We start from the raw sequence: 22,983 nt of genomic DNA on the forward strand, positions 1-22,983 counted from the left end.
TGCCCTAAGGCATTAAAGAAAAATTTCATCAGCGTTCGGTAAAGATCACCAGACAGCCGATTTTTCTTTCTTCTAGCCGCTGACAGACCTCTCTGGCAAGAGGCCTGTCCTCGATTTCATGGACAAATAGCCGATAAAACTGTTTTTCGCCATCAGGCGAAAACGCCCGAATCAATGGGGTATACTCCTTCAGGGTTGCCGCAGCATTCTTTACAAGACGGCGCCATTCGGCCCGGGCCATTTCCTCGCTGATGAATGAGCCAATCTGCACCCGATACACTTTCCCCCTTTTTTTGGAGGCCACAGGATTCGACTCATCGGTTTCTTCATTCCCCGCTTCCGCAACCTTGTTGTGAGCGGGGATGTCCGGCTCCAAATTCCCCGAACTGGCGTTATCTTCGGCAGGAGAGCGGTTTGTCTGGGCTACCGGAGCAGCAGAAACAGACCCGGTGTTGTTTTCGGTGGCTTGGCCTTGCATCAGCGATTTTTCACGTCCTTCTTCCGCGAGAATTTCTCTAAGACGTTTTTTCTTGGGATCAACAGGCTCTTGAGTGGCTGGTGAGGACATCGCTGTCGTCACCCGTTCCGCCTCCTCATGCTCTGTCCCGGATTTCGGGAAATAGGTTTTTCCCAGGAAAATCGCCTGCGCCCGCTGGTTCGACTCAAGTTCCTTAAGCCAGGCATAGCGTTGCATTTTCAGGGCAAGCTGTTCTTCATCCATAAAACTGGCGGCCATGTTCCGTGCCTGGTTCTCTTCCCCCGACAACACATAGGCCATGACCAGATTTTCGCGAGCTTTCATATTCCCTGGCTCCTGGGTTACCGCTTTACTGAGCAGCCGCAGCCCCGGCGCATATTGTCCCTGAATGGTGAAAGACAGGCCCAGATTATTCAGCAGGGAAATATTATCCGGCACGATAGCCAGCCCCTTACCATAGGTAAGCTGTGCCTTTTCATGTTGTCCGAGAAGATCATAAGCCAGGCCCAAAATATTATACACCCGGTAATTGCCGGGGGATCTGGCACTGACCTGTTTCAGATATTCAAGAGCCTCTTCCGGCTCGTTTTTCATCACCAGCATCTGCCCAAGCCCCAGCATTGCCTCAGGATTCTGCGGATCCTGTTGCAATATACTGCGATACATGGCAATGGCTGCATCCACGGCTCCCAAGGACTGATAGGTTTTGGCAAGGCCCGACCGGGCCCCCAGATGTTCCGGATTTTCACTGACCGCACGTTGATAAAGACGCAACGCATTGCCATAATCCCCGGCCTGAGCAAAACTTTCTGCCATAGTCACCAGAGATTCCGGCGAAAAGGCCAGCTCTCCGTCCACTCTTTTGGGACCGCTTGCTGCGCAGCCGGACAATATCAAAGAAAAACCCGCCAGAAAAACCAGGGCCGTGACTTTCATGTTCCTTATCCCCGATTGAGGTGCTGTTTCCAACAAAAGATTGTTTTTGTTATATTTACTGGTCAGGGCCAGCATACCGTCTTCTGTTAACCATAACCAGAAACTTTTCCCGGGAACGATATTTTTTTGGCCCCTATATTACGTGTTAATCTTTTGGTAAAGTTTATGATATAGGGTCGGGACGAATAGTTTTGAGGATAAAAAAATGGTAGATATAGCCGAAGCCAGCAAAGCTTCTAGTACCGTTCAGGTAGACGCCGGACGCAGCAGCACCCAGGAAAGCCGTGCCGCCATTCAGGAAACTGTTCAGAAAGCGGCCGAGGATTCCGCCATTGAACGGAAAGAAGTGGAAGCGGATACCGGCCCCAATGTGGGACAAAAAATCGATATCCGCGCCTGAGCGCCCTCCTCCCCCTTTATACCATATCTCCACCACACAATCGCGAACCCGCGCCATATATTTTTAGGGAAGGGTGCGGCGATCCGGAAACGCCACAGAAGCACGGATAGTTTTGTCGCTGGCGCTTGCTCGCCATGACAATCTCAGCGCATCAAAATTTGCCCTATTCTTTCTCCGTCTCCGGCAAAACCGTACGGATATGCAATTCCCGAAGTTGGGCATTGCTGGCCTCGCTCGGGGCCTTCATCATCAAATCTTCCGCCTTCTGGTTCATCGGGAAGACGATGACCTCACGAATGTTCGGCTCATCGGCCAGAAGCATCACAATCCGGTCGATCCCCGGGGCAATACCACCGTGGGGCGGCGCGCCGTATTTCAGGGCGTTAAGCATGCCGGAAAACCGTTCTTCCACCACTTCCGGCCCATATCCGGCGATTTCAAACGCCTTATACATGATTTCCGGTTTGTGATTCCGGATCGCACCGGAAGACAGCTCAATCCCGTTACAGACGATATCATACTGATAGCCCAGAATATCCAATGGATCCTGAGTCTCAAGCGCCTCCATTCCGCCCTGCGGCATGGAGAACGGGTTGTGGCTGAAGTCGATGCGTTTTTCGACTTCATCATATTCATACATGGGGAAGTCAACGATCCAGCAGAATTTATAGACATTCTTTTCAATCAGATCGAGATCCTCACCCACTTTGGTGCGCGCAAGCCCGGCCAATTTGGCGGCGTCGCCTTCTTTGGCGCAGGCAAAAAACACCCCGTCATCCGGTCCAAGACCAGCGGCTTCGCGCAATTGCGCCAATCGTTCTTCACCCAGATTTTTGGCAATGGGTCCCTTGCCTTCCCCATCCTTGAAGATCACGTAACCCAGACCAGCATAACCTTCGCTGCGGGCCCAGTCATTCATCTTGTCAAAAAAGCTGCGGGCCTGACTTTCGCCGGCACCCGGTGCAGGGATCGCCCGCACCACAGCGCCCTTGTCAATCATTCCGGCGAAAATGCCGAAGCCGGAATTGCGGAATACTTCCGTCACGTCACTGATTTCAATAGGGTTGCGAAGATCCGGCTTATCACTGCCGTATTTCAGCATGGCTTCGCGATACGGAATCCGCGGGAATGGCGCGGGGGTGACTTTTTTGTCGGAAAATTCCTCGAACACCCCGACCATCACGGGTTCGATGGCCGCAAAAACGTCTTCCTGAGTGACAAAAGACATTTCCATATCCAGCTGATAAAATTCCCCAGGAGAACGGTCCGCCCGGGCGTCTTCATCACGGAAACAAGGCGCAATCTGGAAATACCGGTCAAATCCAGCAATCATCAAAAGCTGCTTGAATTGCTGTGGTGCCTGGGGCAGCGCATAAAACTTGCCCGGATGCAAGCGGCTGGGCACTAGGAAGTCCCGGGCGCCTTCCGGCGAGCTGGCGGTCAGAATCGGGGTTTGATATTCCCGGAAGCCCTGTTCGGTCATCCGCCGCCGGATACTGGTAATCACATCGGAACGCAGTACAATATTTTTGTGCAGACGCTCCCGGCGCAGGTCCAGAAAACGATATTTCAGGCGGGTTTCCTCAGGATACTCCTGATCGCCGAAAACCGGCATGGGCAATTCTTCCGCCGCCGACAAAACCGTAAAGCCGGTCACTTGAATCTCGATTTCCCCGGTCGGCAGGTTGGGATTCACAGTCTCCGGGGTCCGGGCCACCACCTTCCCTTCAACACGAATCACGCTTTCAGGGCGAACCTGCTCTGCCTCTTTAAAAAAGAGGCTCTCTACATCAACTACACACTGGGTCAGGCCGTAATGATCTCTCAGATCAATAAACAGCAATCCCCCGTGGTCTCTTTTTCTGTGGACCCAACCGGAAAGACGGACAATCTGGTCAACATTATCCAGGCGAAGTTCGGAACAAGTGTGCGTTCTGTATTCGTGCATTACATTTCTTCTATATTTCGAGTTCAATTCATGGTGTTTTTGTGCTTTATTGCCATTTTGTCAAGTCATTCCGATGACGATTCCCCAGAAAAGCAGCAATGGAAAGCGCGTTAGAGTCCATAAATGAGTGTTATTACAAAAAATGATCAGCTGATAGCGCTGTGTGAGCGCCTGTCCCAAGCCGAATATATTACTGTCGATACGGAATTCCTACGCGACAAGACTTACTGGTCCAAACTGTGCCTGATTCAGGTCGCCAGTGAAGAGGAATATCATGCCATTGATCCATTGGCCGAAGATATTGACCTTGCCCCCTTTTATGATCTGCTGGCCAATGAAAAGGTGCTGAAGGTTTTTCACGCCGCACGACAGGATATCGAGATTTTTGTCAAGGAAGCCGGTGTCGTGCCCAAACCCCTGTTCGACAGTCAGGTCGCCGCCATGGTCTGCGGTTTCGGGGACAATATCGGTTATGACAAGCTGGTCAGCAACCTGACGGGGCAGACTTTAGACAAAAGTTCCCGCTTTACGGACTGGTCCCGCCGGCCCTTGACCCAAAGGCAGATTGAGTATGCGCTGGGGGATGTTACACATTTGCGCATCATTTACAAAAAGCTCCGCGACAAACTTGAACAAAGCGGCCGTACCAGCTGGCTGGATGAAGAGATGGCCGAACTTCTCAACCATGAAACCTATATCACCCGGCCCGAAGACGCCTGGAAACGGATCAAGATGCGCAATAACAATCGCCGTTTTCACGCCATTGTCCGCAAACTGGCCCAATGGCGGGAACAGGAGGCCCAACGGCGCAACATCCCCCGCAATCGTATTATGCGGGATGAAGTGCTGCTTGAAGTGGCAGCCATCCGGCCCCAGCACGCCAATTCCCTGAACGGTATCCGCGGCCTGCCGCCACAGTTCGGCACCACCAAACCCGGTCAGGCGGTCCTCAAAGTGGTCAAGGAAGCCCTGGACATGCCGGAGGATCAATTGCCGACAATCCCACGCCCGCGCCCGCCGGCACAGAATATTGATCCGGTTATGGAGTTGCTCAAGGTTCTGCTGAAGCTGAAATGCCAGAAAGAAGGCGTCGCTGCAAAACTGGTAGCGACCATGGACGATCTGGAAAAGCTGGCCCAGGATGACAAAGCGGACATCCCTGCGCTGCATGGCTGGCGGTACGAACTGTTCGGCAAGGAAGCGCTGGACCTGAAAAACGGCCGGATCGGTTTCGCCATGAAAGATGGGGAAATCACGGTTTTTGCCCTTGATGAGGAACGGAGCTAACCGCCGCTCCTCATTCTTGGGGCCTTATGCCTGGGGCTGAACGTCGTAAGGCAGGTCCAGAAAGTCCGCCAGTTTGGCCAGGCGGCGCAGAACCACTTCATTAATCAGGTCCCGCTTGCCCGGTTTGACAAACAGTATCAACTTACCATCTTCCTGCTGCAACTTCACGGCGGATAATCCCCGGGCGGTTCCGGCCGATAAACGCTGCGCAAGACGCAGCGCCAGCCCTACTCTTTTGGCATAGGAAATGTCATCGGAGCTGACCAGGGCTTCGGCGATACGGGTATTCTGATCCCCGATGCTGCCCCCGTAACATACATAAAGCGCCAGACCAATCAGCCCGGCCCCCCGATGATCAATTCCGATTAGGCGCCCATACAGGATCTCCGAAAGAACCTTTTCAGCCCGGTATTCCGGATGTCCACGCCAACCCACATCGCTTAACATACAAATCGCCAGACGCAGCCGCCGGTCTTCTGCGGTTTCCTCCCTAAACAGCGGATCAATCCAGTCTAGAAGACGCCGGCCATGTTCCGGAAAACGCCCCGTCATTTCAGCCACTTCATGGCATCCCTGGATCAACGGGTCCTGGGCCTGAACCGCCTTGGACATACGGTCGTACAAAACCCCCTCACGGATACCAAAACCCGAGATCACCACGCTGGAAGGCATCAGCAGTTTGACGATCCGCCGCAGGATTAGGGCCGACAGGGGCAGAACCTTCAAGCGTCTGCTGGCGACCCTGCCGTTATAACGGGACAACTCTTCCGGGCTCATGCGGGAAATGTTTTTGGTCAGGTTCAGGACCTCATCCCGCGAAATTTTGTAATTATGCAGATTGGTCAGGGGATATTCGGTTTCCATCATATGAATCTTGGCCAGCGCCCGCCAAGACCCGCCCACCGCATAAAAAGTTCTGTCAACAAATGCCGGCAGCCAGGGCACTTCGGACAAGGCCCTGTCGATCGCAAATTTCGGATTGTTTACACTTTCCCCGTCCGAAGCCTGAAATTGCAATGGACCAATGGGTAAGCTGATTTTTTCATGCACGTTACCATTGGCGACATGAACCAGTTCCAGGCTGCCCCCGCCCAGATCCCCGGCCACCCCATCGGCATGGGGCATGGCACACAGGACCCCAAGCCCCGCCAACCGGGCCTCTTCTTCACCGTCAATAACCTGAACCTCCAGGCCGCAGACCTGTTTGACCGCCCTGACAAAATCGGGGCCGTTCCTGGCCTCCCGGACCGCGGATGTGGCAATGACCCGCACGCCGGAAACCGACATTTTGTCAATCAGCATAGCGAATCTTTTGAGCGTTGAAAGTGCAGCATCCATCGCTTCCTGCTGCATCAGGCCGGTTTCCGATACCCCCCGGCCAAGGCCGCAGAGCACCTTCTCGTTAAACAGCACATAAGGCGCCCGATACGGGCTTTCATAGACAACCAACCGGACCGAGTTGGAGCCTATGTCGATGACGGCGTACTTCTTCAAGTCACATTCACTCTTTCAGCAGGCGCGGTATTTCGATTCCTTTTAACGCCCCACCCATACCTGAAAGACTGGGATTTGTCATGAAATAATGATGTGCCGAGAACGGTTTTTCGCTTGGATCCAGGCGTATGTAGCTGTGATCGGGTTGAAGCTGCCAGCTTTGCGCCGTGTCCTTGAAATTGGCGACCATGATCTGATCAAGGATCTGGGAATGGACCGTCGGGTTATCCACCGGCACCATCACTTCGACCCGACGGTCAAAATTCCGCTGCATCCAGTCAGCCGAGGAAATGAACACCAGCGCCTGTTCCGAGGGCAACGCCGCACCATTGCCAAAACACACAATGCGGGAATGCTCCAGGAAACGCCCGACAATGCTCTTTACCCGGATATTTTCCGACATGCCCGGCACACCGGGCCGCAGACAGCAGATGCCCCGGATCACCAGATCAATCTGCACCCCTTTACACGATGCTTCATACAGTTTGTCGATAATTTTTGGATCCACCAGGGAATTGAGTTTCGCCCAGATAGCCGCCGGTTTCCCGGCATCGGCAAAGGAAATTTCCCTGTCAATCAGTTCGATCAGGCGATCCCGGATCCCAAAAGGCGAGATGGAAACTTTTTCCAGTTGCCGCGGTTTGGCATAACCTGTGAGAAAATTAAAAATGTGGGAAGCATCACGCCCCAATGCCTCATCATCCGTGAAGAACGACAAATCCGTATAAATTCTCGCCGTGATCGGATGATAGTTGCCGGTGCCGTAATGCACATAGGTGCGCAACTGATTATTTTCCCGACGCACCACCACGGAAATCTTGGCATGGGTTTTCAGTTCCAGAAAACCGTACACCACCTGCACCCCGGCCCGTTCCATATCGCGGGCCCATTTGATGTTGCGGGCTTCATCAAAACGTGCCTTGAGTTCCACCAGGGCCGTTACCGATTTTCCGCTTTCCGCCGCATCAATCAGCGCCCGCACAATCGGCGAATCCTCACTGGTTCGATACAGCGTCTGTTTGATGGCCACCACATTGGGGTCTGTCGCCGCCTGTCTGAGAAAACTGACCACCACATCAAAACTTTCAAAAGGATGATGAACCACAAAATCCTTTTGCCGGATGGCAGCGAAACAGTCCCCGCCATGTTCACGAATCCGCTGTGGAAAGCGGGGGTTGTATGGGGCAAATTTAAGATCCGAACGGTCGTCTACAATCAGCTGGCTGACTTCGGAAATGCCCAGGATGCCATCCACCATCACCACTTCACTAGAAGACACATGGAGTTCATCCATCACCATTTTTTTTAGTTTGTCCGGAATGTCGGACGTCATTTTCAGGCGAATGACATGTCCCCGCCGGCGGCGCTTAAGCGCAGTTTCAAACACCCGCACCAAATCTTCCGCCTCTTCCTCCACTTCCATCTCACTGTCCCGTAGGATTCGGAATATACCTTCTCCCAGCACGGAATAGTTGGGGAAAATACGGTCCAGAAACAGTCTGATGGTATTTTCCAGCGTAATGAAACGTATCTCCTGACCCGGCAGACGAATAAAGCGACGGACCTGGGGCGGAACGGGCAGAAGCGCCATCAATGTCGCCCCGGTATCGTCCCGTTTCAATTCCAGAACCAGTGAAAACCCCTGATTGGGGATAAAGGGAAACGGATGCGCCGGATCTACGGCCAGGGGGGTCAGAATGGGGAAGATATTTTCCAGAAAATACTCTTCCAGCCAGGCTTTTTCCTGCCTTTTCAATTCGCCCTGCTCAATCAGGCTGATGCCTTCCGCCCGCAGTTCCTCGACAATACTGGCCCACCGCTTTTGCTGTTCATTGATGAGCTCCTCAGCCATTCTGTTGATCTGGTCAAGCTGCTGAACCGGGGTCAACCCATCAGGACTGACGGTTTCCACGCCGGCCATGATCTGTCCTCGAATACCAGCCACGCGGACCATATAGAACTCGTCCAGATTGCTGCCGGAAATGGACAAGAACCGCAACCGCTCCAGAAGCGGATGACTGGTGTTGTAGGATTCTTCCATCACCCGCTGATTAAACCGCAGCCAGGACAGCTCCCTGTTGATCAAACGTTCCCCCGCGGGCCAATCTTTATAGGCAAACGGTTCGGTGTCCCCGGGAACGGATGTTTGTGGATTTTCCTGTGCCATAGTCCTACTTTTTGATATCTGGGAAAGTATAAACCAGCTTAGTTTAATCAGGGATTATTTCATATCTGTTAAAGTTTAACAATCCCGCAGCCCTTCCAACGCCTTGCGTACCAGGGGTATGGTGATCCGGCGTTTTTCCGACAGGGCCAAAAGATCCGTTTTTTCTACCAGCTGTCGCGCCGCGTCAAAGGAACGCGGCATACGCGGCAGAATATACTCCAGCACTTCCGCTGATACCGCAAGCTGGCGGTCGGAAAACTGTTTGATGATCAGAGCCGACAACAACCGGTCATCCGGCCCACTGATTTCTGCGGTTACACAGGATAATATTCTGGAAGAAAGGTCCGCAAGCGTCATAGGCCAGTGACGCGGGGGGTGGTACGCCGTGAGCAACAGGCTGTTATTCTGTTCCCTGAGCCAGTTATACAAATGCAGAAGCTGTTCCTGCCGTCCGGGCCCTGATTGCAAAAAAAGTTCAACATCTTCCAAAATACAGGGGCGATCCCGGTCAAGAGCCGCAAAGGCTGCGACGTCTTCATGCGTTAAGCGCCGGGCACCGGATTTCTTCTGCCACACATGACTGAGATGGGTTTTTCCGCTGCCGGGCGGCCCATACAGAATCAGCACATGGGACGGCCAATCCGGCCAACGGTCAATCCAGGTTACGGCTTCCTGATTGCAGGACGCCACAAGAAAGTCTTCATGACCGAAGGCTTCCCGCTGTGGCAGGATCAGCGGCAATTGTACCGGTGTCATGGGTGGTCGGCCTCCAGTTTGAGGACTTTAACGCCTTCTTCTTCTTCCACCAGCAACCCCTTCTGGCGCAGCGTCAGCATAAGCTGCTCATATTCACCGGCATGGTCCACTTCCAGCGTGGCATGATTCAGCGCCAGCCGCTGAAGTTTTACCTTGCGCACCAAAGGGATAGCCATAAGCCTTTCATGAATTTCCCGCCATTCCGCCATATCAAGAAAACGAGCATCAAAACGGACCGAAGCCGCCACCCCGAAATGTACCAGAACCTTTTCCCGCCAGACCGTGTTCAGATACTCCATGGTGGCCGCAATGCCCTTTTCATATAAAAGCGCCACTTCGGCCCCAGGAAGCGCCATGTCATCCACCCCAGCCTGTAGATGTTTACTGAACACAACCTCCCCTTTTAGGCCCCGGCGCAGCGTCAGTGTCATGTCATAGCGGTCTCTGACAATATCTTTATTCAGCACGGCAATAGCTACCACAAGATCCTTTACCTCCTGCGCCCTGGCAAATTTTTCCAGACTGGCGGGAAAACCGGCCTCTGCCTGCCAACTGGTAATCAAAAGCTGCTGCTTAAATGTGGAAGGAGGAATCACAACTGGGACCAGGCTGTTAAGGCCCTCATATGCCTCCCACGCCTTTTTCCACTCATTGCGGTCTTCCCATAAAAAATACGCGCCGTCCTTGCGCAGGACCGGCAAAATCGTCACCGGCGCGGACAGGGTTTCCGCAAATGGGATCTGCAACAGCGAAAGCAGGTCAAATACTTTGTTCCGGCTGAAGTGAACCCTAAGTCTGGCGATGTAGCGGACATCAGAATTGCGTTCGTCAAGAATTTCAAAACCGCTAATCAGATCGCGAACTTGGCGGTCATCAAAATATGGCAGTTTGTCCAGATCCTCTGGCCGTAGGATTTTCCTGAGTAATTGAGTAAGCGCCTCCCGCTGCCCTTTGGTCAGAGCGATGATCCGAGCCTGAGCCACATTCCGGGCCGTTTCATCAACGGCAATATCATAAATGGTGTAAACTTCGGGCTTTCGCTCCCCGGTTTCTTCGGTGCGTCCCGTGACCGCAAGGAAAACATGGCTAAGGCAAAACATTAATAAAAGAATACAATGCATTGTATTATTGTGTAATATTTTCAATTCACTTTACCCGAATAGGAGAATTGGCCGGTCTATGTCATAATAGTGCATCTTGAGATGGGCTTGGCAAGGACTTTTCCAATACTGGCTGCCGTCCTTTCAGCCCCTGTCCGGGCAAGATCATGCCCGGAGCAAGAGAACATCCAGATAAGGTCATATATGAGAAGCCCAAAGGCCATTAATGTCATTATTCAAAAATCAATATGGCAATTTAATGAATTGCCCCTTATATGTGGGCCAATCAGTCGCAGACTAGAACCATAACAACTTTGAACAGCAGAGCAATCCAGGATAGCGTCTCGTGAACACAAACGATCCGAAAACCTCTTATACCTATAAAGACGCCGGTGTGGATATTGACGCCGGAAACGATCTTGTGAAGGCCATCAAACCCGCTGCCGCCTCCACAAGGCGCAGGGGGTGCAATGCCGATCTTGGCGGATTCGGCGCCCTGTTTGACCTGAAGGCCGCCGGCTATAAGGATCCCATTCTGGTTTCCGGCACGGATGGCGTGGGCACCAAGCTTAAAATCGCCATCGAGGCAGGCAAACACGACACTGTAGGCATTGACCTAGTGGCCATGTGCGTCAACGACCTGATTGTCCAGGGGGCAGAGCCGCTGTTTTTCCTGGATTACTTTGCCACCGGACGACTGAGCGTGACAGCCGGAAAAGCCATCATCGAAGGAATCGCCGAAGGCTGCCGACAGGCCGGCGCGGCGCTCATCGGTGGAGAAACGGCGGAAATGCCGGGCATGTATGCGGACGGGGATTATGACCTGGCCGGGTTTGCCGTGGGAGCGGTGGAACGTGACCGTCTGCTCACCGGCGCGACCATTGCGCCGGGGGATGTGGTGCTCGGACTGGCCTCCAGCGGTCTTCATTCCAATGGCTTTTCCCTGGTGCGCCGGCTGGTTCAGGACAGCGGCCTGACCTATCAAGACCCTTGCCCCTATGACAATTCAATAAATTTCGCCCAAGCGCTGCTCACCCCCACCCGGATTTATGTCAAAAGCTGCCTGGCCAATTTGCAACAGGGCATCCTGAAAGGATTGTCACATATTACCGGAGGCGGGTTTGTGGAAAATATTCCACGGGTCCTGCCGGATCATGTGGCAGTGAAAGTGGAAGCCGGCAGCTGGACCCTGCCCCCGATCTTTGACTGGCTACGTACCACCGGAAATATCGCCCCGCAGGAAATGGCAAAAACATTTAACTGCGGCATTGGCATGATTGCCGTGGTCGCCGAAAAAGATGTCGAAAAAGCCATGGCCCTGTTCCAGGAGCATGGAGAGATCGTCTCGCGCATCGGCAAGGTCATCGAAAGACAGGCCAATGACCCGGCTACGGTGGTGATCGGCCAGGCGGGCGACTGGGGATATGAACAGCCCTGGACCGCTGTTTCAGCAGGTAAAAAATAAACAGGGGTTGGATTTCATCATGGTCGATGTAGCGGTATTGATTTCGGGACGGGGCAGCAACCTTCAGGCTCTGCTTGACGCCTGTGCCGACGAAAAATTCCCAGCACGGATTGTCAAAGTCATTTCCAACAACCCGGATGCCCAGGGCCTGAACCGGGCCCGCCGGGCTGGCATCCCCACCGCCGTGGTCAATCACAAGGATTATGAGGACAAACAAGCTTTCGAGGATGCGCTGGACCGGGAACTGACCAGTTGCAAAGCCCAGCTGATTTGTCTGGCAGGATTTATGCGAATTCTGGATGCACGGTTTGTCAATCGTTGGAAAAACCGGATTCTGAATATTCATCCGTCACTTCTGCCAGCCTTCAAGGGATTGCACACCCATGAACGCGCGCTGGAGGCGGGCGTGCGGTTTACCGGCTGCACTGTACATATTGTGCGTCCGGAAATGGATGACGGCCCCATTATTTTGCAGGCGGCCCTGGCCGTCAAACCCGATGAAAGTGCAGAACAGCTCGCCGCCCGCGTTCTGGAGCTTGAACATATCATCTACCCGGAGGCCCTGCGACTGATGGCCAGCGGCGAAGCCCGCGTCGCCGGAGACAAGGTGATTATCGAAACTGCTGCCTATCCCGATGGCGGCTGGATCTGTCCGGTGCCTAAGGCAGAACTGGCGCGAGAGAGCTGATAGTATACCAATAGCTTTGGCGCCACCCGATAAATCGGATACCAACCAAAGACATCAAAACCAGACAACCAAAAGGCCCTCCCTAATGGTCGGGAGGGCCTGTTTTTAATCAACCTGGTCTGCCGTTTCCACGACAGAGACGTCAGATAATACGATACTATCAGCCGACGATTTCTTCGGGCTTAAAGAAAAAGTTGATCTCGATTTCAGCATTTTCGAGAGAGTCGGAACCATGCACGGAGTTTTCCCCGATATTGAGTGCGTATTCTTTGCGGATGGTCCCCGGGGCCGCTTCTTCCGGATTGGTGGCTCCCATGATTTCCCGGTTGCGGGCCACAGCGTCTTCTCCTTCCAGAACCTGAACTACAACAGGGCCAGAAGTCATGAACTCCACCAGTTCGCCGAAAAAGGGACGATCTTTATGCACAGCATAAAACCCCTCGGCCTGCTCCCGGGTCATGCGAATACGCTTGGAGGCGACGACCCGCAAGCCGCCGTCTTCAAGCATCTTGGTGATGGCGCCTGTCAGGTTGCGCTTGGTGGCATCCGGTTTGATAATGGAAAAAGTACGCTGAATAGCCATTCTTCAATCCTTATTCTTGATGAAAGTGATACGGTTTGCGGCGGGTTATAGTGCTTTCCGGTCAAATGTGCAACAGGAGAAATGGTTCCCGAAAATGACACTTTGTTCTTTCCTCCTGGCATGGTAAACCCCTGCCATGCTGACTATTACCGATCTGACATACCGCATTGCCGGCAAAACCCTTCTGGAAGGCGCCAGCCTGAGCCTGCCTGACGGCCATAAAGTGGGGCTGATTGGCCGCAACGGCGTCGGCAAATCCACGCTTTTTAAGCTGGTTCTGGGCGACGCGGAACCAGATGAAGGCGAAATCCGACTGCGCCAGGGCATAAGTGTGGGTCAGGTGGCGCAGGAAGCCCCGGACGGGCCACAAAGCCTTCTGGAAACGGTTCTGGCGGCGCATAAGGAACTGAATGCGCTGGAACAGGAACTCAAGGTTTGTTGCGATCCATTGCGGCTGGCGGAAATTCATGAACGATTAACCGTACTGGATGCCCACAGCGCCGAATCCCGGGCAGCGGAAATTCTGGCCGGGCTGGGCTTTGACAATGCGGCACAACAGCGCCCCTGTCATGATTTTTCCGGCGGTTGGCGCATGCGGGTAGCGCTCGCCTGTACCTTGTTCACACGCCCCGAACTGTTGCTGCTTGACGAACCAACCAACTATCTGGATCTGGAAGGAGTCATGTGGCTGGAAAATTTCATCCGCAGTTATCCCCATACTGTGATGATCATCAGCCATGACCGGGATCTTCTGAACCGGGCCGTGGCTGGCATAGTGCATCTGGAAGACCGGAAACTCACCTATTATGCCGGAACCTATGATGTTTTCGAAAAAACCCAGGCGGAACAACGGCAAATACGCGCCGCCCAAATCAAAAAACAGGAAGCCGCCCGCGCCCATATGCAGAAATTTGTGGATCGCTTTCGATATAAGGCGTCAAAGGCAAAGCAGGCCCAAAGCCGCTTGAAGATGCTGGAAAAAATGGAACCTTTGGCGAAGCTTGGCGCAGAACGAACCGTCACATTGCAGTTCCCCAATCCGGAACAGTTGCCGCCGCCGCTTATGATGCTCGAAAACGTGGCCGTGGGCTATGAACCGGACAAACCCGTCCTAAAGCGGCTTAATCTGCGTATTGACATGGATGACCGCATCGCCCTTCTGGGACAAAATGGCAACGGTAAATCCACCTTTGCCAAACTGCTGTCACGGCGTCTTGACGCCACAAGCGGGCAAATCAAGGCACCGGCAAAACTGCGTATCGGCTATTTCGCTCAGCATCAGAAAGACGAACTGGACCCTTCCGGCACGCCCGTGGAACATATGGCGCGCCTTATGGCCGGTGAAACAGACACCAAAGTCCGCGCCCGTCTTGGCGCTTTCGGTTTCGGGGCCGATAAGGCCGATACGCTGGTTCGGGACCTGTCGGGCGGAGAAAAGGCCCGGCTGCTGTTTGCACTGATGAGCTTTGAGGCGCCGCATCTGATGATTCTGGATGAGCCCACCAACCATCTGGACATGCAAAGCCGTGAAGCCCTGATGCGGGCCATTAATGACTATGAAGGTGCAGTTATCTTGATCAGCCACGATCCCTACCTGGTGGAAGCCTGCGCCGATCGCTTGTGGCTGGTCAAAGATGGCACCATCACCCAGTTTGACGGGGACATGGCGGATTACCGAAAACTGATTCTACAGACCGAGACGCCCTCGGCACCGCCCAAAGGCGGTAACAATCGGAAGAATGAAAAACGAAATGCGGCGCAACAGCGCACCATCCTGGCGCCATTGCGCAAAGCGGTAGAAGAGGCAGAAAGACGGGTTGATGCCCTGACCCGGGAAATCGCCAAATATGACCGGGCACTCAGCAACCCCAAACTTTACGACCCCGATGACCCCAAGGCCAAAGAAGCCCTGACCAAATTCACCCGGGAGAAGGCCGAACTGGAAAAACAGCTTGACCAGGCCGAAATAGACTGGATGGAAAAACAGGACAAGCTGGAGCAGCAGGAAAGTGGATTTTAAAGCCTAGGCTTTTTTGGTCCAGCCCCCGGTTTCGGTCTGTTGCCAATAAGTGAGCGTATGACCGGCTGCTTTATAAGCCTTCCACCTCTGGCGCGCAGCTACCACCATTTCCTCATCGGTTCCGTCGAACATTTCCAGCACCCGTTTATAGGCTGAAAAATCCGATACCGTCGTACCGTCCGTTAGCACCAATATATCCGCCCCGTTGGGGTTTTCTTCCTTGGTGGTCAGGTAAATCGGGTGTTCTTCGGCCCGTTTGCCCCCTTGCATACCATGTGGCAAAAAGCTGGCAGGATCATATGTCCAAAGCGCTGCGTTCAGGTCCTGCATGCGTTCGGTGGATCCTGTGAGGATCACCGCACGGTGTCCCGCCTGCAGAACCTTTTCCAGAAGTTTTGGCAAAGCCCGGGAAAGCGGCTGGCGCTGCAAATGATAAAAGCTGATTTCGGTCATGTGATATACCTTAAACGCCAGCGCGCTTCCCTTTGCCTTAATCCTCGTAATTATCCCGAATCAGCCGGTCAAGGAGACGCACCCCATATCCGGTGGCGCCTTTTTCCGCCAGGTCCGAAGCCTTCTGTTTCCAGGCCGTTCCGGCAATGTCAATATGTACCCACGGCACATCATTGACAAAACGTTGCAGGAACTGGGCCGCAGTAATACTACCGGCATTACGCCCGCCAATATTTTTCATATCCGCCACATCGGAATTGATCAGCTCATCATACGCTTCTCCCAATGGCAACCGCCAGACTTTTTCCTCCACGGCTTCCCCGGCCGCGACAAGTTGCGCCGCCAGTTCGTCGTTGTTGGAAAAAATACCGGCATATTCCTGCCCCAGGGAAATCAGTATGGCCCCAGTCAGCGTGGCCAGATCAATCATCAGTTTGGGCTTGTATTTGTCCTGGGTATACCAGAGCGCATCAGCCAGCACGAGACGGCCTTCTGCATCGGTGTTAATCACTTCAATAGTCTGCCCGGACATGCTGGTAACCACATCGCCGGGCCGCTGCGCCGTGCCAGAAGGCATGTTTTCCACTAGTCCCACAACGCCAACGGCATTGACTTTCGCCTTGCGTCCTGCCAGCGCCTTCATCAAACCGACCACGGCGGCGGACCCGCCCATATCGAATTTCATGTCCTCCATGCCGGCTCCCGGTTTCAGGCTGATGCCACCGGTATCGAACGTGACGCCCTTACCCACAAACGCCAGCGGCGCCTCATCATCGGAAGAACCGTTCCAGCGCATAATGACCAGATGCGATTCACTGGCGCTGCCCTGCCCCACACCCAGCAGCGCGCCCATGCCCAGTTCCTCCATCTCGTCTTCGCCCAGAACTTCCACGTCCACGCCCAGAGCGGACAGCTGCTTGATCTGTTCCGCATAACTTTCGGGATAGATGACATTACCGGGTTCGGAAACCAGATCACGGGCAAAAATCACCCCTTCCGCCACAGCATCCAGAGAGTCATAAAGTGTCGCCGCCGCATCGGTTTCATTCAGCATCACATCCAGGGCAATAACGGATGGCTTTTTCTCTTCCCTTTCCTTGGTGCGATATTTATCAAACCGGTACCGGCGCAGCTTCGCCCCATAAGCCAGATGCGCGGCAAACTCTTCTGGGGTGAATTTGGCTTTTTTCGACGTTTCCACCGCTACCGACAGACGTTCATCCCCGCTCATCATCAGGGAGGCCATGATCTTGCCGCCAATTTTTTCGGCTTTCAGCTCATCAAGCTCATCTTCCTTGCCAAGACCCACAAGGCACAAACGGTTGACCTTCAGGCCGCTTGGCGCAGACAGGCACAGGGTCTGTCCAAATTTTCCTTCATACCGGTCATGTTCCATGGCCCGGCTGATCTGACCGTCTGTTTTTTTATCTACCTGTTTAGCAAACTCGGAAAGTTGCTTTTCCTCATATCCAAAAACGACTAGGCTCCCCTCTTTGGGAAACGTGCTCTCGATAAAGTTAATTTTCATAACTGCCTCAATTCTGTCTATATTGTGCCTGCTCATTAACAGGAATAATTCCCCGACCGGCGATGTTCAAGCAGAAAGTCGGGGCGACATGTCTTTCCTGACCGAAGCTCCGCAATCCGGTCAAGAATACAGATCAAAAGGGAAATAAAGGTAGGCAAGAAAAGCAAAAATCTGTAAAACATGCCCCCATGAAAAAATCGCTGTTCCTGATCACATTGTTATCTTCGGTTTCCGCGGTCGCGGCACAGGGTACCCGCGCGCAAGAAGCATATGGGCCGGCAGCAGACCAGGCGACAACCGAAAGACAGAAAATTGACTTTGCCGCAGACCGGGTCGCCTATGACAGCAAGACCGGCGTCTATACGGCGAGCGGGGATGTTTCATTGTATCAGGGAGGGCGGGTTCTGCATGCCGATGAAATCCGCTATGATGAAAAAACCGGGATGGTGACGGCCCGGGGAGCCATCACCATACGCGATAAGGACGGCAATGTGCTCTACACGGACGAGGCCGTTCTGGAGGAAGGATTTCGCAACGGTTTTATCCGCAATGTGCGTATCCTTTTTTCCGATGATGCCCGCATGATCGCCAAAGAAGGGGAACGGCGTGGCCCCAAAACCACAGTACGCAATGCCACCTACTCCCCCTGCCGCATCTGTCTAGAACAGGGTCCACAGAAACCCGTCTGGCAGATCAGGGCCAAGGAAATCACCCATGACGAGGAAGACAATATCATCCGCTACCGGGATGTTGTTCTGGAAATTGCCGGTATTCCGGTTTTGTATACCCCCTATTTTTCCCATCCGGATCCTTCGGTAAAATATAAGTCCGGCTTTCTTTCACCCGATCTGGGCCGCACCAGCGAATTGGGCGTTTTTGCCCATATTCCCTATTATTTTGCCATAGATTCCTGGCGGGATTTTACGCTGGAACCGATCATCACCAGCAACGAAGGCGTCGTCTTTGGTGGCACATTCCGCCAGCACACGGGTAACGGGCAGTTCAAGGTGAACGGCTCCTTTGCCAATGTGAATGAACGGGATGAAAACCTTGTCAAAACGGGGGATCATGAGATTCGCGGCCATTTTCTGTCCGACGGCGCTTTCAGCCTTGATCATTTCAACCCCTTCGGCTCAGGGGACTGGCAATGGGACTACAAACTGCACTATGTCAGTGATGACACTTATCTGCGGCGCTATTATGCGGATAAATCAGACTTTTTAGAAAGCCATGCCCGCCTGGAACGGTTTTCCGGCAATAATTACGCTGCTCTCGCGTTGTATGGATTTCAAGGCCTGGATGCGGTGGATGAGTTCGAGAAAACCCCGTTGGCGCTGCCCGCCATTGATATCAACATGGTCAGTGATCCCCAGTTTCTGGGCAGCACCTTTTCCGCTAACGCCAATGCCGTTTCCATCTACCGGTTGGAAGGCATGAAGTCTCACCGCGCCAGCCTGGAAGGCAAATGGCAAATGCCGCTGCGCTCCGCCCTGGGGGATTCTTACACCTTTACCGCCAGTGTCAGAGGCGATGTTTATTACAATCAGGATCAGGACCAGCCTGATCTGCCCCAATATGCCGGCGAAGACGGCACCTATACCCGCCTTTTGCCCTATTTTGCTGTCGACTGGCGTCTGCCCTTCATCAAAAACGGGGAGACAACCCAGCAGATCATCGAACCACTGGTTTCAGTAGTGGTCGCGCCGGAAAACAAGAATATTCCGGAAATCCCCAATGAAGACAGCCGCAATTTCGAATTTGATGAAAACAACCTGTTCAGTCATAACAGGCATAACGGCTATGACCGCTGGGAAGGCGGCACGCGCGTCAATTTCGGGGTGCGCTACAGCCTGTATTCCAGCCAGTTCAACCTTCAGGCCACATTGGGACAGAGTTACCGCATCAATGACGAGGAGGATTTCCCGGTCGGTTCCGGTTTTGACGGCAATCTGTCCGATTTTGTCGGACGCCTGGATGTGTCGTGGGGAGACTATATCGACTATGTACATCGCTTCCGGCTGGACAAAAACACCTTTGCCCTGAGGCGCAACGAGCTTATCCTGTCCGGCGGTCTGAAATGGTTCCGGGCCTCTGTCCGCTATCTTGACCTGGATAGGGACACCACTGATCTGAGCGGTACTGAACTGCTCAATCGCCGGGAATTGGGCTTTGGCGGCGAATTTTACCTGGATCGGCAATGGACACTGCATGGCAGCCTGGTGCAGGATCTGTTGAATGACGATACGATCTCCTATGATGCCGGTCTGTTGTATAAAAATGAATGTCTTGAGTTCGGGTTACGGTATGAACGGCGGTTTACCTCTGACAGAGATATCACGCCGTCCAATACCATTCATTTCCGTCTCATCTTAAAGAATCTGGGATAGAGCCGTTTTTTGATTTTATTCCGGCAAGATAACGTATATGAAAAAGAACACACAAAATATGGCAAGCGGGATAATCATGTTTGGACGAGTTAAGATTTTTGTGAAAATTGTATTATGTGCCGTGTTAGGATCCCACCTGTTTCTTGCCCAAGCAGCACAGGCGCAACAGGCACAGGCCCAGCAGCTCGATGACGTCCAGCAGATCGTGGCCATTGTAAATGATCAGGTGATCTCCCTTTATGACCTGAAACAACGGGTTCTGCTGTTTATTATTTCATCAGGCATGCGGGAATTGAGCGCGCAGGAACAGCAATATCTTCAACAGCAGGCACTGCAAAGCCTCATCGACGACAAGCTGAAAATTGCCGAAGCCGCCAAATATAAGGCCGTGATTTCCAAAGAGGAACAGGAAGAGGCCTTTGCCAGCTATGCCAAACAGTTCAACCTTTCGCCGGAAGAATTTGAAAAACAGCTCAATCAGGCCGGTATCGACAAAAAGTCCATGCTGCAACAAATCGAAGCCAGCCTTGCCTGGGAACAGGTGGTTGGTGGTCTTCTGATGCCGCAGGTCAGCGTGACAGACGAAGAAATCTATAACGTCATTGAACGTTTTGAAAGCAACAAAGGACAGGATGAATATCTGGCTCGGGAAATATTTCTCCTAGTCACAGACAACGATCGTCGGGAAGAAACCCGCCAGGCCGCCCTGCAAATCATTGAGCAACTGGAAAAAGGCGCCGCCTTCCAGGTGATGGCGCGTCAGTTTTCCCAGTCCACCACCTCTGCCGTGGGCGGCGATATGGGCTGGGTTATGAAAACGGAACTGCCAAAAGAAATTGCTTCGGCCCTTTCGGGAATGAAAAAGGGCGAAATTTCGGATCCGATCGAAACCGAAGACGGTTTCTATATCCTGCAATTGGTGAACAAACGCCAAATTCTAACCCCGAGCCCCGAAGACACCACCGTAACCCTCAAACATATGTTCTTCCAGATTTCTGATCAGGCCGAGGCAGAAGAAGTAAAGGCACTGGAAAAAGCCGTGCAAGAAGCTTCCGGAAAAATTGACGGCTGTGAAAATGTCGAGGCCCTGGCCGAAGATCTTGACGCCAAAGACAGCGGCACGCTGGGCACCCTGAAAATCGGCGATATGCCCGAACGTCTGCACACTCCGCTGCTGGAAACAGCCGTGGGCAAGGCCACTGCGCCCCTTAAAGAGAGCGGCGGATACCGGATCTTTATTGTATGTGACAAAAAAGCTCCCGAAGTTCAGGTGCCAGATTATGAAACCGTACAAAACACCCTGACCAATCAGCGCGTGGGCCTGATTGCCCGCCGCCATTTGCGGGACCTGCGACGCGATGCCATTATCGACTACCGCTAACCCAAACTCTGTCAAACCAGACGGCGGCCCCTTACCGCTGGCCGTCACCATGGGCGAACCGGCGGGTATTGGGCCGGAAATCATTCTCAAGGCCTGGGACCGGCGCCAAGAGGAAAACCTCGCCCCCTTCGTAGTCCTTGGTGCCAAGGACGTGTTACACCAATATGCCCCTGACCTCCCGCTGGTCTCAGTCACCAGCCCCCGCGACTGTCCTGCCATTTTTGACAAGGCCTTGCCGGTTCTGGACCTGCCCTGCCCGTCAAGAATCACGCCAGGTCAGCCCGATAAAACCAGTGCCCCTCAGGTCATCGACGCCATTGACCGGGCCGTGGAACTGGTTTTTGCAGGAGAAGCCCGCGCCGTGGTCACCGCCCCCATACAAAAATCAGTTCTTTATGAAGCGGGATTTGACTGTCCCGGGCATACGGAATATCTCGCCCGCCTGTGCAACGCGCATACCGGCAAGCCCCACCAAGCCGTCATGATGCTCGCCAGTACACTGACGGCGACTGATACCCTGCGTGTGGTGCCGCTGACTATCCATGTGCCCCTGAAAGATGTACCAGCCCTGATCACCGCAGAGCTGCTCAGTCAGACGCTTGAAATACTGCATATGGCCTTGCACCAGGATTTTGCCCTTTCCTCTCCACGCATTGCGGTCGCCGGCCTCAACCCCCATGCAGGGGAGGATGGCGGCCTGGGACAAGAAGAACAAGATATCATCCTCCCCACATTGAACCGGTTGCGCCGCAAGGGGCGTATACTCCAGGGCCCCTTGTCTGCCGATATCCTGTTTCATGCGAACGCCCGGAAAAATTATGACGCCGTATTATGCATGTATCATGACCAAGCTCTGATTCCCCTGAAAACCCTGGATTTTGAAGGCGGGGTGAATATCACCTTGGGACTGCCGATCATTCGCACCAGTCCTGACCACGGCACGGCACTGAATATTGCCGGACAGAATCAGGCCAATCCGCAAAGTTTCATCAACGCCCTGAAGATGGCGGAACTGATGGCCGCCAACAGGACCATGCGATGACGGCCCTGTATTCAGACGACGGCCTGCCCCCTATCCGTGACGTGATCCGGGACTTCGGGCTTGCAGCCAAAAAGTCCCTGGGCCAGAATTTTCTTACTGACCTTAACCTGACCGGTAAAATTGCCCGGGCGGCAGGGGATCTGTCCAACAGTATTATTTATGAAGTGGGGCCCGGTCCCGGGGCGCTGACCCGCGCCCTACTCATGAACGGCGCCCACAAGGTGGTGGCCGTGGAAATGGACGAACGCTGCATTGCGGCCCAGCAACAGATCGCCGCCGCCTATCCCGGCCGTCTGGATATCATAGAAGGTGATGCCCTGAAGATGGATGAGCCCGCCCTGATCGGAGAGACGGGAGACAAAACCGTCCGCATTGTGGCCAACCTGCCCTATAATGTGGGCACTGCATTGCTGGTCAAATGGCTGACCCTTGAAAAATGGCCCCCCTGGTATGCGTCCCTGACCCTGATGTTCCAGAAGGAGGTGGGAGACCGCATTGTGGCCGCCCCTCGCAGCAAAGCGTATGGCCGCCTCAGCGTTCTGGCCCAGTACCGGGCCCATGCCCGGCGTTTGTTTGATGTGCCCGCCCGGGCCTTTGTGCCGCCGCCGAAAGTCACCAGTTGCATCGTCGGCATCACGCCCGTCGCAGAACGCGCCAGCACCCCGTCACAGAAGGTGCTTGAAAAAGTGGTTTCCGCCGCCTTCAGCCAACGCCGCAAAATGCTGCGTGCCAGCCTGAAAGGACTTGGCGTTGATCCTCTGCCCCGGCTTCAGGCCGCCGGGATTGCGGAAACGGCCCGTGCCGAAGAACTTACCATCGACGACTTCTGCCGTCTGGCCCGGGTATATGAGATGTAAAATCCATCTCTAG

At 53.7% G+C, this 22,983-nt stretch carries 18 protein-coding genes; 9 read left to right on the plus strand and 9 right to left on the minus strand.

Annotation, left to right across the window (positions count from 1 at the left end; translation table 11 throughout):
• Positions 1-28: 28 nt before the first annotated feature.
• Positions 29-1,414 (minus strand): SPOR domain-containing protein, encoded by a 1,386-nt coding sequence (locus tag FE788_RS07620; RefSeq protein ID WP_168190325.1) that lies wholly within the window; start codon positions 1,412-1,414, stop codon positions 29-31.
• 205 nt (positions 1,415-1,619) lie between these two features.
• Between FE788_RS07620 and FE788_RS07625 the strand changes: the two genes are divergently transcribed.
• Positions 1,620-1,814, plus strand: coding sequence for a hypothetical protein (locus FE788_RS07625; protein WP_138380072.1), 195 nt, complete (start codon positions 1,620-1,622; stop codon positions 1,812-1,814).
• Between the two features lie 163 nt (positions 1,815-1,977).
• Here the strand turns inward: FE788_RS07625 and aspS are convergent, their stop codons facing one another.
• Positions 1,978-3,762, minus strand: coding sequence for an aspartate--tRNA ligase (aspS, locus tag FE788_RS07630; protein WP_138380073.1), 1,785 nt, complete (start codon positions 3,760-3,762; stop codon positions 1,978-1,980).
• 123 nt (positions 3,763-3,885) lie between these two features.
• Between aspS and rnd the strand changes: the two genes are divergently transcribed.
• A complete protein-coding gene (gene rnd / locus FE788_RS07635) occupies positions 3,886-5,049 on the plus strand; it encodes a ribonuclease D (protein WP_138380074.1) in 1,164 nt (387 codons plus the stop codon).
• Between the two features lie 24 nt (positions 5,050-5,073).
• Here the strand turns inward: rnd and ppx are convergent, their stop codons facing one another.
• From ppx to FE788_RS07655, 4 genes are all read right to left on the minus strand, one after another.
• Positions 5,074-6,543 carry an exopolyphosphatase gene (gene ppx / locus FE788_RS07640; protein ID WP_138380075.1) on the minus strand — a complete coding sequence of 490 codons (1,470 nt, stop codon included), beginning with the start codon at positions 6,541-6,543 and terminating at the stop codon, positions 5,074-5,076.
• A 7-nt stretch (positions 6,544-6,550) separates the two neighbouring features.
• Positions 6,551-8,710 (minus strand): RNA degradosome polyphosphate kinase, encoded by a 2,160-nt coding sequence (locus tag FE788_RS07645; protein ID WP_138380076.1) that lies wholly within the window; start codon positions 8,708-8,710, stop codon positions 6,551-6,553.
• A gap of 75 nt (positions 8,711-8,785) precedes the next feature.
• Positions 8,786-9,466 carry an HdaA/DnaA family protein gene (locus tag FE788_RS07650; protein WP_138380077.1) on the minus strand — a complete coding sequence of 227 codons (681 nt, stop codon included), beginning with the start codon at positions 9,464-9,466 and terminating at the stop codon, positions 8,786-8,788.
• On the minus strand, positions 9,463-10,566 hold the full coding sequence (locus tag FE788_RS07655) for a DUF2066 domain-containing protein (protein ID WP_168190326.1): 1,104 nt from the start codon (positions 10,564-10,566) through the stop codon (positions 9,463-9,465). Before FE788_RS07655 ends, FE788_RS07650 begins: the two co-directional genes overlap by 4 nt.
• A gap of 346 nt (positions 10,567-10,912) precedes the next feature.
• Between FE788_RS07655 and purM the strand changes: the two genes are divergently transcribed.
• Positions 10,913-12,031: a phosphoribosylformylglycinamidine cyclo-ligase gene (gene purM / locus FE788_RS07660; protein ID WP_138380079.1), complete on the plus strand. Its 1,119-nt coding sequence runs from the start codon at positions 10,913-10,915 to the stop codon at positions 12,029-12,031.
• Positions 12,032-12,050: 19 nt separating this feature from the next.
• Positions 12,051-12,719 carry a phosphoribosylglycinamide formyltransferase gene (gene purN / locus FE788_RS07665; RefSeq protein ID WP_138380080.1) on the plus strand — a complete coding sequence of 223 codons (669 nt, stop codon included), beginning with the start codon at positions 12,051-12,053 and terminating at the stop codon, positions 12,717-12,719.
• Between the two features lie 160 nt (positions 12,720-12,879).
• Here purN and ndk read toward each other — a convergent pair whose 3' ends face one another.
• On the minus strand, positions 12,880-13,302 hold the full coding sequence (gene ndk, locus FE788_RS07670) for a nucleoside-diphosphate kinase (protein ID WP_138380081.1): 423 nt from the start codon (positions 13,300-13,302) through the stop codon (positions 12,880-12,882).
• Between the two features lie 136 nt (positions 13,303-13,438).
• On the opposite strand from ndk, the gene FE788_RS07675 reads away from it, so the two are divergent.
• Entirely contained in the window at positions 13,439-15,322 is a 1,884-nt protein-coding gene (locus FE788_RS07675; RefSeq protein ID WP_138380082.1) for an ABC-F family ATP-binding cassette domain-containing protein, read from the plus strand.
• 3 nt (positions 15,323-15,325) lie between these two features.
• On the opposite strand, the gene FE788_RS07680 is transcribed toward FE788_RS07675, so the two are convergent.
• Both FE788_RS07680 and FE788_RS07685 read right to left on the minus strand, forming a co-directional pair.
• The gene (locus tag FE788_RS07680) at positions 15,326-15,775 is read right to left on the minus strand and encodes a DNA polymerase III subunit chi (protein WP_138380083.1); all 450 of its coding nucleotides are present in this window, start codon (positions 15,773-15,775) and stop codon (positions 15,326-15,328) included.
• 37 nt (positions 15,776-15,812) lie between these two features.
• The gene (locus tag FE788_RS07685) at positions 15,813-17,303 is read right to left on the minus strand and encodes a leucyl aminopeptidase (protein WP_138380084.1); all 1,491 of its coding nucleotides are present in this window, start codon (positions 17,301-17,303) and stop codon (positions 15,813-15,815) included.
• 188 nt (positions 17,304-17,491) lie between these two features.
• Between FE788_RS07685 and FE788_RS07690 the strand changes: the two genes are divergently transcribed.
• The 4 genes from FE788_RS07690 to rsmA all read left to right on the plus strand — a co-directional run bounded on the left by FE788_RS07690 (position 17,492) and on the right by rsmA (position 22,970).
• Entirely contained in the window at positions 17,492-19,690 is a 2,199-nt protein-coding gene (locus FE788_RS07690) for an LPS-assembly protein LptD (protein WP_138380085.1), read from the plus strand.
• A 76-nt stretch (positions 19,691-19,766) separates the two neighbouring features.
• The gene (locus FE788_RS07695) at positions 19,767-21,071 is read left to right on the plus strand and encodes a peptidylprolyl isomerase (protein WP_168190327.1); all 1,305 of its coding nucleotides are present in this window, start codon (positions 19,767-19,769) and stop codon (positions 21,069-21,071) included.
• A complete protein-coding gene (pdxA, locus tag FE788_RS07700) occupies positions 21,049-22,113 on the plus strand; it encodes a 4-hydroxythreonine-4-phosphate dehydrogenase PdxA (RefSeq protein ID WP_138380087.1) in 1,065 nt (354 codons plus the stop codon). The genes FE788_RS07695 and pdxA overlap by 23 nt, the downstream gene beginning before the upstream one ends.
• Positions 22,110-22,970 carry a 16S rRNA (adenine(1518)-N(6)/adenine(1519)-N(6))-dimethyltransferase RsmA gene (gene rsmA, locus FE788_RS07705; protein ID WP_138380088.1) on the plus strand — a complete coding sequence of 287 codons (861 nt, stop codon included), beginning with the start codon at positions 22,110-22,112 and terminating at the stop codon, positions 22,968-22,970. The genes pdxA and rsmA overlap by 4 nt, the downstream gene beginning before the upstream one ends.
• Positions 22,971-22,983 lie beyond the last annotated feature (13 nt).

It is taken from the genome of Luteithermobacter gelatinilyticus, from assembly GCF_005849285.1.
Classification (GTDB): domain Bacteria; phylum Pseudomonadota; class Alphaproteobacteria; order Sphingomonadales; family Emcibacteraceae; genus Luteithermobacter; species Luteithermobacter gelatinilyticus.